This window comes from Pelomicrobium sp. P1 (genome assembly GCF_052805615.1).
Genome location: NZ_JBRBEM010000001.1, coordinates 169,571 through 183,300 on the forward strand (window position 1 = coordinate 169,571; position 13,730 = coordinate 183,300).

The 13,730-nt window shown below is 63.3% G+C and carries 6 protein-coding genes; all 6 read right to left on the minus strand.

What is annotated here, in order from left to right; genetic code table 11:
• Positions 1-73: 73 nt before the first annotated feature.
• The 6 genes from ACUVYZ_RS00855 to cas3g all read right to left on the minus strand — a co-directional run bounded on the left by ACUVYZ_RS00855 (position 74) and on the right by cas3g (position 13,491).
• The gene (locus tag ACUVYZ_RS00855; protein WP_439932566.1) at positions 74-5,329 is read right to left on the minus strand and encodes a DUF4011 domain-containing protein; all 5,256 of its coding nucleotides are present in this window, start codon (positions 5,327-5,329) and stop codon (positions 74-76) included.
• A gap of 89 nt (positions 5,330-5,418) precedes the next feature.
• On the minus strand, positions 5,419-6,954 hold the full coding sequence (gene csb2 / locus ACUVYZ_RS00860) for a type I-G CRISPR-associated protein Csb2 (RefSeq protein WP_439932567.1): 1,536 nt from the start codon (positions 6,952-6,954) through the stop codon (positions 5,419-5,421).
• A 6-nt stretch (positions 6,955-6,960) separates the two neighbouring features.
• On the minus strand, positions 6,961-7,974 hold the full coding sequence (gene cas7g / locus ACUVYZ_RS00865) for a type I-G CRISPR-associated RAMP protein Csb1/Cas7g (RefSeq protein ID WP_439932568.1): 1,014 nt from the start codon (positions 7,972-7,974) through the stop codon (positions 6,961-6,963).
• An 11-nt stretch (positions 7,975-7,985) separates the two neighbouring features.
• A complete protein-coding gene (gene cas8g1 / locus ACUVYZ_RS00870) occupies positions 7,986-10,445 on the minus strand; it encodes a type I-G CRISPR-associated protein Cas8g1/Csx17 (protein WP_439932569.1) in 2,460 nt (819 codons plus the stop codon).
• On the minus strand, positions 10,442-10,951 hold the full coding sequence (locus tag ACUVYZ_RS00875; protein ID WP_439932570.1) for a nucleotidyl transferase AbiEii/AbiGii toxin family protein: 510 nt from the start codon (positions 10,949-10,951) through the stop codon (positions 10,442-10,444). Before ACUVYZ_RS00875 ends, cas8g1 begins: the two co-directional genes overlap by 4 nt.
• On the minus strand, positions 10,948-13,491 hold the full coding sequence (cas3g, locus tag ACUVYZ_RS00880) for a type I-G CRISPR-associated helicase/endonuclease Cas3g (RefSeq protein ID WP_439932571.1): 2,544 nt from the start codon (positions 13,489-13,491) through the stop codon (positions 10,948-10,950). The genes ACUVYZ_RS00875 and cas3g overlap by 4 nt, the downstream gene beginning before the upstream one ends.
• Between the last annotated feature and the right edge of the window lie 239 nt (positions 13,492-13,730).

A 13,730-nucleotide genomic window follows, 5' to 3' on the forward strand; every position in this document is an offset into this window, starting at 1 on the left:
GCAAGTGCCCTACGTATCGACTGTCCAGCAGCCCCCGCGAAAAGACGGGCGCACGCTTCGGCCAAAGCGCGAATCAGGAAATAGAATCTGACAGACCTCGTCCAGCCGAGGCCTTTCGCAACGCAGTTTCCAGCTTGTCCAGCTCGCGCTCGGGATCGGTCCACCAATCGGTCGACCAGATTCGATGAAGCGACCACCCCAGTCCCTCCAGGATATGCTGTCGCAGCCGGTCACGGTCGCGGGCCGTGGGAAGCGCGTGATAGGTCGCACCGTCGCACTCGATGCCGAGGATGTAGCGGCCGGGCTGTCGGGGGTCTACCACGGCAAGGTCGATGCGGTAACCCGAGCAGCCGACCTGCGGATGAACGATCCAGCCTCTGTCGCGGAGCGCTCGCATGACGTCTGCCTCGAGCGGGCTCTCCGATTCCAACCCGGTCGGCACGGCCTGCTGAACGATGGCCTGCGGTCCTTTGGCCGCGTACTCGAGGTACGTCTTGAGGTCGGCTACACCGGAGGCCCGAATGCGCGAAAGGTCGATGTCCTCGCCGAGGATGGAGCTGAAGATCGTGACCCCCATGCGCGCTCGCGTGATAGCGACGTTGAGACGCCTCTGGCCGCCCTCCTGGTTGAGCGGGCCGAAGTTCATTGCCATCCGGCCGGCCGCATCCTTTCCATAGGTGATGGAGAACAGGATGAGGTCCCGCTCGTCGCCCTGCACGTTCTCCAGGTTCTTGATGAAGAGCCGTTCCGGACCGTGCTCGTCGATGCGCATTTCCAACTCGGGCGCCCTGCGCAGCTCTTCGTCTAGCAGCATCTCGATCAACCGCTGTTGCGGCTGGTTAAAGGTCACGACCCCGAGCGTCATGCGGCGCCGCTCCTCGTTGGAAAAGTGCTCGACAATCGTCTTTACGATCGCCTCAGCTTCGGCACGGTTGGTACGGCTTCCGCCCCGATCGTAGATGCCGGGCACGGCGACGAGTTTCACCGCCATGTCCCGCGTCACAGGCGACGGGAACGTGATCAGGCGCGAGTCGTAATAGCGATGATTGGAGAACGCGATGAGACTTTCGTGGCGGCTGCGGTAGTGCCATTCCAGGCGTAGCGTAGGTAGACCCATACCTAGGCACTCGTCGAGGATGCTTTCAAGATCCCGGACCGGCGCGTTCTCAGAATCGTCTGCGACCTCCTCTCCCATCTCGTCCGCGCGATTGAAGAAATTTGTCGGTGGGAGCTGCTTTGGGTCGCCGACCACCACGACCTGCCGGCCGCGCGCGATCGCGCCCACTGCGTCCCACACCGGAATCTGCGACGCTTCGTCGAATATCACAATGTCGAATGCCGATTGTGAAGCGTCGAGATACTGGGCAACAGACAGCGGCGACATCAGAAGGCACGGCTTGAGCCTGCGCAGGAGATTTGGAATGCGCTGCACCAGCTTGCGCACCGGCAGGTGCGCGCGTTGCTTCGCCAGCTCCTTCAGCAGTGTCCCCATCTCTGGATCGGGCTTTTGCCCTGTGCGCTGCTGCGGCACCTTGCTTGCCAGCACCGCGGCGAGGTACTTCTCGGTCAGCTTCTCGAAGCGTTCGTCGGCGAGCCTGAACTCGTGGATTCGGCGTTCGTGCTCGCCGCTGGAGAAATTGCGAAGCACCGGTTCACGATCGATCACCGCCTTCAGCCACCAGACCTGGTAGGAGTATTCCACGTATGCTTCGATGTCCCGTGCGGCGATTTTGCCCGCTTCGTGGCGCGCTACGACGGCTTCCAACCCGCTGTTGATCGCTTGCTCGCGTAACTGCCGCCAGCGGCACCAGAGCCTTAAGGAACGTCGAGCCGAACTCCAGCCGGCGGCGACCAAGCGCACGCGGCTCGGCAGCCCCGCCGCACGCGGTTCGCCTCCAAATAACGGCGTAGTGCCGGCAAGTGCGCTTACCGTCTCGAGATGCGCTCGGAACGCGCGATAAGCGTCGCGGAAAGCGGTCAGTCGTTCGGCGAGCGGGCCCTCGGGAAGAAGCGCGGCGCTCCGCTCGGCAATCACGCTTCTCAGCCGTTCTTTGACCTGGGCGCTTGCCCCCGCCTCCATGCAAGCCGTGACTCGGCCGATCGCCTCTTCGAGCTGCGTAGACCACTGTGCGTAGCGCCCGACCGCGCTCCAGTCCGTGTCCAGACCTTTGTACTCCGCGCCCAGCCATTCCATCGCCTGGGCTTCCAGAGCCTTCAGCGCCCGATCTTCGGTATTGAGCCCGCGCAAGGCGTCCAGAAGCTGGGGCATGGCTTCAGAAAGCGGTCTTTTACCATCCACGGTGTAAGGCAGCAGGCGCCCGCTGACCGCCCGCTGGGCGAACCAGCGCTTCGGCCACCAGGTTATGGACGCCAACGCCCATGCCTGGGCGAGAGATGCTCCGTCGGCCAGCGCCACGTCTGGCTTGAACACCGGCGAGAGCTGAGCCCAGAGCGCACGCCGCTTCTCGCCGTGCCGTTGAAGCATCTGCATTCCCGTTCGGACGCGCGCGTCGAAGCATTGTGCCGCGTACCCCGGCGGCACGCCTGCCGCCTGGAGAAGGGGATCGACCACGCCGTCGATCGCGTCCAGCAGGGCGGAAGAGGGCGTGCTGAGACTGAGCCCAAATACAGGTGCCAGCTCCTCAGCCACCGTTTGGAGACGTGCCGCGGCGGTGTCAAGCGCCGCTGCATGCTTGAAAAGGCTTTCCTCCCAGGCGTTCGTCCAGTCTGTGCGATGCACTAGGGCGAGCGGATGGTGCGCCAGCGTGCCCAGCTCGCCGATCACGGCACCGATGCTTTTCGCGAGGTCGCGTATTTGATCGAGCGTGCGCTCATCGTGCACGTCTGGATCTGGCCATGGCATCGGTGCGGCGGGCCATTGGCGGTATTGAATTGCGACGTCCATGGCCCGACGCACCGTCAGACCGTTGCGATGCCTCTGGTGCAACAGGCGGGCGAATTCGTTCAACTGCGCGCGCAACCTCCCGAGCCGTTCGGCTTCCCGCTCCCAACCCTCCTCACTGAACCGGCTGGAAACCTCGATCGCGGCGCGAAGTTGGGCGAGCACCTCCGTCTTGCGCGCCTTGGCGGAGTGCAGCTCCAAGCAGAATGGACCCAGCCCGATCGCGTTGAGCCGCCGATGCACCACGTCGAGGGCCGCCATCTTCTCGGCGACAAAGAGCACGGTTTTCCCCTGGCCGAGGAAGTGGGCGATGAGATTCGTGATGGTTTGCGATTTGCCCGTTCCCGGCGGCCCTTCAAGGACGAAGTCGCGCCCTGCCGCGGCCCGGCTGACGGCGTTCAATTGCGAGGAATCGGCGATCAGAGGAGTAAGAAGGCTCCCTGGAGGGTGGCGCTCGTCCAGATCGGTGCGTTGGGAGAGATCCTCGGGCGTCCCGAACGGCTCATGGGGACGTTCGATCAGATGGCGCACCACGGGGTTTTTCTTCAGCTCCTCGGCGCGATCCTGAAGGTCTTTCCACATCAGGAATTTCGTGAACGAGAAGATGCCCAGATAGACGTCTTCCACAACCTCCCAGCGCGGGATTTCTTTCACCGCGAGGCGGAAGATCTGCCAGATCTTGTTCACGTCCACGCCGCCCCCGTCTGCCGGCAGCGGATCGAGGCCCTTCAGCGTGATCTGGAAGTTCTGGCGCAGAAGCTCGAGCAGGGTCGGGTTTACGATCGTCTCGTCGTCGTGCCGGCTGATGGCATAGCCGGTGCGCACCGACTGCCGAGTCAGGGTGACCGGTACGAGGAGGATCGGCGCAAGATGGGTCCGCTCGGCTCGCTCGTCCTCGGCCCACCGCAGGAAACCGAGCGCCAGGAAAAGCGTGTTCGCGCCGCCTTCCTCCAGACCCAGGCGCGCGGTGCTGTAGATTTCATACAGCCGGCTGTCGAGCGTCTTCGCCTCGACGGGCGCAAGCAGTTCCTTGCGCTGCATCGCCTCGCGGGCAAGCGCTTCGACCGGGTCGGTGCCCGTGCGCCGTGCGGCAACTGCCGCAACGCGCGGATCGTCGCCCTGCATGATCGGCGGCAAAGCGCGGAACTTCCACTCCTGGCCCTCGGAAAGGGCGTCCTCGACATGTGCGGGGTCGGGAATGCGCAGCGGCAGCGTCGTCCGGGTGGGCTTGAAATTGATCAGCCGGTTGCGCAACGTGAGGTCGAGAAGCTTCGACTTCCAGCGTGCGAGCCGGCCCTCGGGCGTTTCGGGCCGCTCCTCTTCGTCGAGCAAGATCGTCTCGCCCTCGAGAGGAGGGAGCGGCGGCGCGGGTTCGACCGTGGGCAGGTCGGCAGTGTTGGGCCTGGGCACCTCTCCGGCAAGCGCTTGCGTCCGGGTGGGCAGCGGCCGGATCTGCTCGATGCGCGCCCGCTTTACATCCAGGGCGAAGAGGAACTCCGCTTCGTCCTGCAGGTGAGACAACCCCGTCTCGCAGGCACTTCGCAGCGGAGCGACCGGTCGCTGCGCGAGCAGCGTCGTCTCGAACACGAGTAGCTCTCCGCTTGCGACGCGCTTTCGCACCGCCTGGGGATCGTCGAACACCGCGGTCGGTAGTGTCGTGTTGATCAACCAGCAGCCGGCCCAGGCATGCCCCTTCTTGATGAGAACAAGAGGATTGAGCCCCGCCTGCTCGAGGCACGACGTGATGAGCATTACGAGATCGAGGCAAGTGGCGACGCCTCCCGACAGGACCCGATCCGGGGTACGGATCTTCTGACCCTCCATGCCGAACGATGCAGGAGGGACGCTGTAGTGAAGGTTGGCGGCTGCTACAGCGCCGTAGACTGACGAGATTTGCCCCCACACGTCCTCGCGGTTCCTGGACTGATAACCGTTTAACATACGCCCCGTGCCCGAGCGCGCGAGGAGCTCGGCGGCGTCGAAGAGCAGGCGGTCGACCGCGGGATCGTTCGGAAGCGAGAAAGCAGCGAGCAGCTCCGGCAGGCCGCGGCTCCCAGCCCACTGATCGTAGGCGAGCACCTCGATGGGGTGGTCAAAGTGGGCAATCTCCCCACCGCCCGCCCTTATGTCGACCAAGATCCGCCCGCGCTCGGCTTCTGTAAGTTCCGCGAGATAGCGATGCTCGAACTTGAGATCGAGCGCTTCGAGCCGGCGCATCTCACCCGGCGCGAGCCGCTCAAAGCGAAGCTGCATCGGCTCAGCGAACGGCGGCTCGCAACGTACCGTTACCTCGATATCGCGCAACGGCTCATCAGCAGAGTTGGCAATGTTGAGACTGCGGATAAGGGGAACGTTATTCTGATAGGAGGCGTAGCTGACCGTCGGATCCGCCTTGATCTCGATCTCAACCCTGCCTTCACCCTGCAAGGCTCTGCCTCTATCGATTGAAGCGCTATCCATTACGCACCCCTTCTTCGTGCCTAGTTTCCGCTACTTGCTCGGTTCCTTCCGACACCCTATGCGGGCGCGAATAGCCCAAGACCGAAGTGGCAGGCAAAGCCGAGGGCAATCGGTCCTCGGACAGGCGCAGCAAAGCGAATCTCCAGCAAGCGGCCGAGCTTGTCGGGCTGAACCAGACCACGTTTGCCGCGGAAGCGGTGGTAGTGCAGAGGCTTCAAGCGCCGGCCGTCAAAATCGCGATCGGGCAGTTCGCGGAAATCGACGATCTCGGGCAGGTCCTTCCCGCGTGCGTGCCATTCCCTGCGTAGTTGTGCGAGCAGGGCTTCGTACAAGGCCTCGGGCGAGCGCGCCGCGGGCTTTTTTAGATGCCAGGGGTGCAGCCAGGGCGTAAGGCTTTGCCAGACAGCCGAGGTGCCCACCAGCGGCGTCAGCTGCTCGAAAAGCTGCGCCGGACCGCAGCCTTCCAGCAGCAAACGCAGTTTTGTGTCCTCACCCTGTGGCAAGGATGGCAAGTCGGTGAGAACACGAACCGCCTCCGAGCTCAAACCTCGGGGTGCATGCACCAGCACATGGGTGATCTCGCCGCGTTCGTTCGGCTCGGGCAGCCAGAAGGCGTGGCCGTGGCGGTTGTCCTTCCCGAGTTCGTGGCCCGAGAGTTCAGCAGGAATGCGGTCCGGCCCGAGGCGTTGCCGTGCTCGCCTCATCGCGGCCAGGCGCAGGGCTTCGCCGATGCGCACCGCGTCCTCGATCCGCGGCAGCGGCTTGCCGTAGAGGGCGAAGCGGGCGGTGGTGATGGCGTGTTCGGTCTTGTGAGCAGGTCGTCGCGGTGCTGTCTGGGTCGCCACTGCCTTGAGCGCATGCAGCGGTCGCCGATAGCTGACCCAGCGCGCGGCGGGCGGCAGGCTCCAGCCCGCTTTCTGGATGTCCGCGGTGTCGAGGCTCAGCGCATCGAGCCAGTTCTCGGGCAAGGTTGCGGCAATGCTCTTGGGTAGCTTCTTGCGTGAACCTATCTGCTCCGCACGGAAATCGGCGTATTGCTGCGGCGGTAATGGAATGAGCAGCTGCACGATCTCGCCTACTTCGCCGGTTTCGGTGTCCACGTCCTGCTCGGCGGGGACACAGTTGTAGCCATCCGTCCAGGACGTACGCTCGGCATGGACCCACGACTCGGCGCGGCCGAAGTAGCCGAGCATGTTGAGCAGCGCGTCGAGCAACTCCTGCTCTTTGCCAGGCAGTTCCAGCTCCGGCCACGCGATGACCACGGGATCATCAGGGCGCAAACGCACGAAGGCGTCGAAGATCAAGGTGCGCTTGTCGCCCTTGGTCGGCATGTAATGTCGCGTATGCGCGTGAATCACGTCCTCGGGCAGACGGAACTTCGGTAGGGGCGCCTCGGCGATATGCGCCAGCAAGGATTCGAGCCGTTCACGTGGATAACGGTGCGCATCGAGTTTGCGATGCCAGGTGGCGATCAGTGCGCGGAACAGGCGCCATGGTTCCGGCGGCCAGGCGATATCCGCCTCGTTGACGTGCCGCCCCCACGGTGTGGCGTGATAACGCCCGGCGGGGAAGGTGAGGGCAATCGTGAGCATTGGGCTTTACCCGACCGCGTTTTCGCCTTCCTTGCTTCTCCTTTTGGACGCCTTGGCCGAGGCATCCCAGCGCACGGTCGTCACGCGGGCTTTGGGATCCTCGGGCCAGCCCTTTTCCTTAGCCACGCGCGCGATGAGTCCGGGCAGTGCACTTTCCAGCGTGCTGCGGTCTGGCACCGTAAATCCAGACGGACGCGTGACGGTAAGCGCGTCGCACTCCAGATCGCAAGCGGTCCGTAGCCGAAGACCTTCGTCGAGAAAGGCGCGGATCTTGAAGAGCCCCAAAGCGATAAGAAGTTCGGTCACCGCATTGCCCAATCCGTAACCGCGGATCTGGGCAAGGTCGAGGTTGAAGTAGGCGGTAATTCTGGGCGAGGTGAATTCCGAGCGAGCGAACGGCACGTTGCCGAAACCCTTGGACGTGTCGCCCGAGGGATTGACATGATCGTTCTTTACGCCCCCACTCTGCGCTTCACGCACGTCTTGCGCTTCGATGAATGCCGAGAGCGCTCGCGGTAGACGCAATCTGCCGCCGGCCAGGTCCGATTTGGCGAGAAATACGCCGTGCAGTAGTGCGTTTGTATCCATCCGGAGCAGAACAGCGGCAAGCTTGCGAATGTCCACGGGACCTTCCTCCATTTCTGCCAATTCCCGCTTGAGCTGATTCAGAACGGAGGCGTCCTTGCCCTCCAGAATGTAGGGTGAGTTCGTACGATGCGCTTCGAGCACGGTATTCGTGAGCGGCTGTCCGTTTCCGTCGCACACCTTGATGACCGGCAATCCCTTGAGCGGCGGGACCCAGTCATCGGCGATCTTGTCCCAGCAGACGACTTCCAAACGATTCGCCATGCTCTGCGCGGATTCGACCAGCAGCATCCGCGAGCCGTCCGGTCCGTCATAGGTCGCGGCACCGAGATTGGGAAAGCCAGTGGGCTGGAAGCGCGTACCCTGCAAAGGCTTCAAATGCGCCTCGAGCAGCAGACGTGGGACATTTTGGAGTGCGGAAAAGTCGAGCGACATGGGCATTCTCCTTAAGCGGTGTGTTCGAGAGATTCCTCGGGGGATTCGGACTCGGGTATGAGATCGAGCCAGCGCAGCAGGCGTCCGGTCTCGCTAAAGGTCATGGGAATCATCAGCACGGCAAGCAGCCGCTGGCCGTCGAGGCCGGCAGCGCAAGGCGGCTCCCGCACGGGCAACTTTACACCCAGCGCGCGCAGGCGTTGCCAGGCGATCTCCAGTGCAGCGCTAATGTCACCGCTGGCCAGCCGGGCGGGCATTTCCGCGGGCAGGCGCAAGCCGCGGTCCGGCGGCAGCCACTCACGCCCGTCAATCTTTATCGCACGCAGCAGGGATTCCGGGGTGAAAAACGGCTTCAAGATTGCATAAGCAGGCATTGGCGGCACGGCTTCCGATGCTTCCGGCTGCACGACCTGTCTCAAATCGGCACACGCAAGACCTGCCAGCAGCTCGGCGATGCGCCGATCGTCGCTCTGGCCATCAAGAAAGCGATGAACGTCGGAGATCGCCGCGCCCGTGCGGCTGCGCAGCAGTTCCCCTTCGGCGTTCAGGCGCACCGCTTCCAGCCGGCGGCGATGCAACACCGTCGCCAGATTGCGCGTCAGCGGCCCTGTGCTCCAGCAAACGAGGTGGCTGTCTTTGTCCCAGGACTGGGCATCCCGACTAATCGGCACGAGGTGTGGACGCAGGCCCAGATATTGCCGTTTACCGTTTTCCTCCACGGGCAAAGAGAGGCCAGCAAGCGCAAGCGCAATGCGGAATTCCAAACTGCCATCGTCGGCACGGCGCACCCATTCTGCCGAAAGAGTAGGGACGGGGCCGATCGCTTCGCGAGTTTTGGGGCTGGTGACGCACAAAGCTTCGATGCGGCCGAGCTGGCGCAGCACCTCCTGCACAACCGTGCGTCCGGGGCTTTGCGCGAGCGCGAACAGCGCAGCATCGAGGCGCGCGGCGGCGGCACGGAAGGCGTTTGGTACCTTGTCGTCTCGAGCATAGCGCTGCACATATGCGAGCCATTCACGCTGTTCGAGTTCGTCAATCAGATCGGCCTGAGGATTGCGGCGCACGGCTAAACGCGAAAGTGGCGTTGCCAAGAAGGCCTTGCCGGAACGCATGACGAAAGCGTAACGCTGGAACGCGGCGATGCCTCGATCCACTCCGAGCCGAGCTACTGCGCGAGTGAAATCTAATCCGTCGCGCGCTGGACGCGTGCCCAAGGCTGCGCGTCCCTCGGCGAATAGGCTTAGAACCTCTTCGATGCCAAAAGGCGACGACCACAACGGCATCCAGATCTCGCCGCGAGCGTCGGTGTCGTCGCCGGACGCGGCGGCGCCTTCCGTGGCCAGGCGGCTGCGGACGGTAAACGGCGCCGAGAGTACCGCAGCACTGTTCGATTCCAGACGCCGTGCCGCCGAGGCGGCGAGTAGCACCGCCCCTTCCAGCATCAGAATGAAATCCCAGGGATTGATACGTGCAGTGCCTTCAAAGCCAGAAGTGGTGTTCGGGCCGCCGGCGCTGCCGGGCGAGAACTGGCCGATCGCTCGCTCGATCAGCGTCGCCGAAGGCCGAGCGAACAAGGCCGTACAGAGAAGCTCTCTGGCTTGCGGCTTCGGCTCGCCAGTGGCGATATCAAAGACGTCGGCGAGGCGCTGCATGAAGTTGTTGGTGAAATCGAGATTTCCATCGTTTCCGCCGGTGCCAAGGAGCGGCGGATACCTGGGTTCTCGATCTGCGAGAACGATGGCTGCATCGAGCCATTTGAGCGCAGCCTCAGGAATGCCATTTCGGACGTAAGCGACAAATTCATTCTTCACGTCAGCTTCCGGCGCTTTGACGAGTTGGAAGCGCTGAATGGCTGAACGAGCGGAACTGATCACTTTCCGATATAGCGCGAATCGGGAGGCAGTTGATCGTTCAACAACTTCAAGCGCCCTTGTCGCTTCGGTGGGTTGATCGCGCTTACCCGTCTTTACTTTCTTCCCGGTTACGGGATCTTTTTCGTTCAACTTTCCTTCTTGGTAGTAGAAACCACTGCCGCCATTCCATGGCGCAACAATCGGCGTCGGCTGATAGCGCTGCAGGAAAAACTCCAGCAACTCGTCCTCGTTCAACCGTGTACCCAGCACGAAGACATCGTTGCGCCAGAAGCCCGTGGCGTCCGGATCGCCCGCCTGTTCGGCGACCAGCCGCAGAACCGCGAGGGCCTTGAGGTAGGACGCGAGTGGCATCGGCGTGCAGCCGTGCAGCACGATTTCGTTGCGGCCGCGGCCGCTGGAATAACTCGGCTGCGGTTCGCGCACCTGTTGACCTGGCGCCCGGCTTGCCGCCTGGCGCGTGCGCTCGGCGTGGGTGGTCAGCCGATCCAGCGCCTCCAGCCGTTCGCGCAGGGAAAGCGCACGCCAGCGTTTCAACTGTTCGCGGCGGCTGCCGTCGAAGGTAGTCTTGGACCAGTCGATATGCTCTTGTTCGCTCATGGCTTGCCCTCGTCTTCGAGCATCCAGCGCAGATGCTGGATGTCATCCAAGTCGCGCGGTCTTCCGGCCGCTTCCTTCATGCGGATCAGAGTCGGGATGGAGACGAACCGTGCGGGCAGGCCGGGAGCGATTTCGCCAGCCAGCGCCCTCTCATATTCCTGTTCGAAGTCGAACGGTTCGTAAACGAACACATCTACGGATGTCTCGCGATGGCGGTCGCTGAAGAAGTTGAGCACCTGCATGCCCTTTTCCTCGATCCAGCGCTGTCGCTGCGTCGCGTCGGTGAACTGGTCGGCGGTCACGGGAGCCGTCGGCCGATAGCCGATCCGGGCGAGTGCGGAGAAGGCAGAGATGACATTGCCGGCGTCCAACGCGATCACAAGGTCTATGTCAGCGGTGAAGCGCAAATAACCATGCGCGTTGACCGCAAGCCCCCCGGCGACGAGGTAGCGCACACCCGCCTCGTTGAGCACCTTGGCCACGGCCTCGAAGGCATCGAGTTTCATGCCTGCTCCTTGCGCGAGGCACGCCAGTCTGCGACACGCACGAGCGCCTCGCACCAGGCGAGCTTGAATGGGCCGATGGCGTTCAAGAGGCGTCGCGTGCGGGTGATCCAGGACGGGCCTTGGGCGCCCTCACCCAGCTTCATCAGATTTAGGCGCAGAGTGCAGGCCGGCACCATCTCACCGTCTGAGAACCGCACTTCCGGCAAGACGTCGCCTTCCCAAACGCCGCGCGCGAAGAGCCGACCATCCAGAGCTTCGTTCTCTTCAGGCAGCGCCCGCAGCGACAGGCGCACCTTGCCGTGGTGCGCAGCGATCAAGTAGGCGATCAGGCTGGTCGTCTCATCCGCGGCATGGTTCTGGGTCGCAAGCCAAGCCAAGGCGGACGCCAGTTCGTGCCGAAAGTGCGGCCGCTCGATCTCCTTTCCGTCCGGTTCGCGCAGGACGTAACGCGGTCTGCCTGGCTTGGCTCCCGGCTTCCGGCCCGCCTTGGCCCAGAACCCGTCGCCCAAGCGCTCACCGGCGGCTTGTTCGTGCGCCGCACGCAGCATGTTTTGAAAGGCTTCGTGCGCTTTGCCGAGATCGTGCCAGCGGGCGGCGCGGATGATCGCATCGCAATGAGCACTCGGTAGCGCCTGGCACAGCACCCGGGCCTCGGATTCAACGTCGGCCAGATGCACCGGCAGCGCGACGGGCTTCTCCAGCAGGCTGCGGTGCTCGTCGTCGTAGGCTTCCAGTGCTTCTTCGATTGCCGCCGGCTGCGCAATCGGCGGGACTGGTGTCTTCAGATCGGCGGACAGCCCGAGATCCAGCCCATAGCCGCCCGCCACAGCCGCCACCAGCAGTGTCATACCGGGACGCAGCCGATCGTTCTCGGTCTGCGCCTGCCAGCGCCGTGCGAGCGGGTCCCAGCGCCACGCCTGGCCGTACTCGAGCCGCTTCAGAAGTTGCCTCGCCACGCCAAATCCGGCGCGGCACAGTTCGTCGCGGCCAGGTCCGGGTTGCAAGGGCTCGTTGGGGCTTTCACCGAAGTCGCGCCAGAAGACGAACACATCGGCGTCATCGGCATCCCGTACGTAAGGCGCAATGTCCACGTCGAAGCCGGAGAGATCGGGATCTGTGTTGAACAGGTCCAAAAAATCCTTGCGCCGGATGACGGGGTGTAATGGCGCGGCCTCGTCCGTTGGGGGCAGGTCGCCTGGACTGGCGCTGGCAAGTTTCCGCAGCTTCGCGCGCGCTGCAGCCAGCGCTTCCGTTGCATAGGGCTGTGCGGCGTCTTTGTCGTCGGCGATGTCGATCCAATAAATGTCTGCACCGTCGCTTTCGTTGCACTCGCCATAACGATTGCAGCGGCCAAAGCGCTGCACCAGCGAAGACCAGGGCGCGAGTTCGGTGAACAGCGTGCGGCAGGTCATGTCCACGCCGGCTTCAATGGCCTGCGTGGCGACCACGATGCGGCCCTGCTCCGATACCGGCGCGGAGAGTTTCGCCTCCTGCGCGCGCCGATCTGGGCCTCGGAAACGTGAATGGATCAGGATGACATCGGTCTCGTGGCGATCATGCGACTGGGCGCTTCGTTTGCGACGACCGGCCTGCGCTTCCGGAAACAGCGCGCCATATACCGCCTGCGCCCGCTCCACGGTATTCACGATCACCAAAGTGGTGCTGCCGGGCTTGTGCTGACTCAGGATCTGCTTCGCCAGGGACTGAACGTATTCGGCAAGGTCTTTTTTCGCTGCGGAACTCAGGCTTACCCCCGCACGCCGCAAATGCTTGGTAGCCTGGATCCGCTGGCGAACAGCGGGACTTTGCCGCTCCTCTTCGGAGAGTCCGTGCACGGCGAGCGCGTAGGCATCCAAGTCCACCGTCGTGAGCCAATCCCGGCTGAGCGTAGCGGAGACCCACAGGCTGCGGCTGGTGCTGGCAAGCGAAAAGTGCCGACGAAACGCTTCGAGCTGCACACTGGTAGGCAATCCCGGACCCATCAGTTGCACCTCGTCGAAGACCCAGAAGGCGTCGTTGTGCAACCACGCAAAGTGGACCGGCCATTGGTAGCGGCTCATGCCATAGCCCCGCATCAGCGCACGTGACAGCAGCATGTCCTGCGTGCCGATCAGGACCATGTCCTCTTCCGGATACTCGGCCCAGGTGGCCTGTGCGACATCCTCGGAGCCGCCCATCAGCAAATGCACCGAGACCTTACCCTCGCCGGGCTCGCCGAGGATGCCGAGATTTTCGAGCCAGCCTTGGACGTTCTGGTGTGTCTGCTCGACCAACACCCGCATCGGCAAACAATAGACGAGCCGGCGCGGGGTTTGCTGATCTGGTGGTTGCGCGCGCCCGCCCTGGCGCCAGCCCCGCTTCCATAGCCAGGCGAGCACGACCGCGGCGGTTTTGCCCATCCCTGTGGGCACATCGAGCAGGTCGGGCCATGAGTGACCGTCAAATTTCTCCTCTGCCAATTGGCGCTGGTACTCGAACGGCTTGAAATCGTCACCCGTCTGCCTGCCGAAAGCGCACCTGAAGAAATCGTCGAACGTCACGGGTCTCTCCTGATGATCTCCCGGTGTCCCCCATCGCTAAGATGTGGAGGGAAGGTGTTTTCTTTCGGATGTATTGACGACGCGCAATGTCTCCGGACGAACGGCGGTTTGTGCTCCACCTGCATTGTAGCTACAGTCATAAAGAGGTTGTTACCAGGAGCTTCGTCCACGGGAGTGTCGGCTCGGGGCATGCATGACAAAATTGCGCGCTCCCTTGAGCGCGTCCAAGCGCTGAAGGA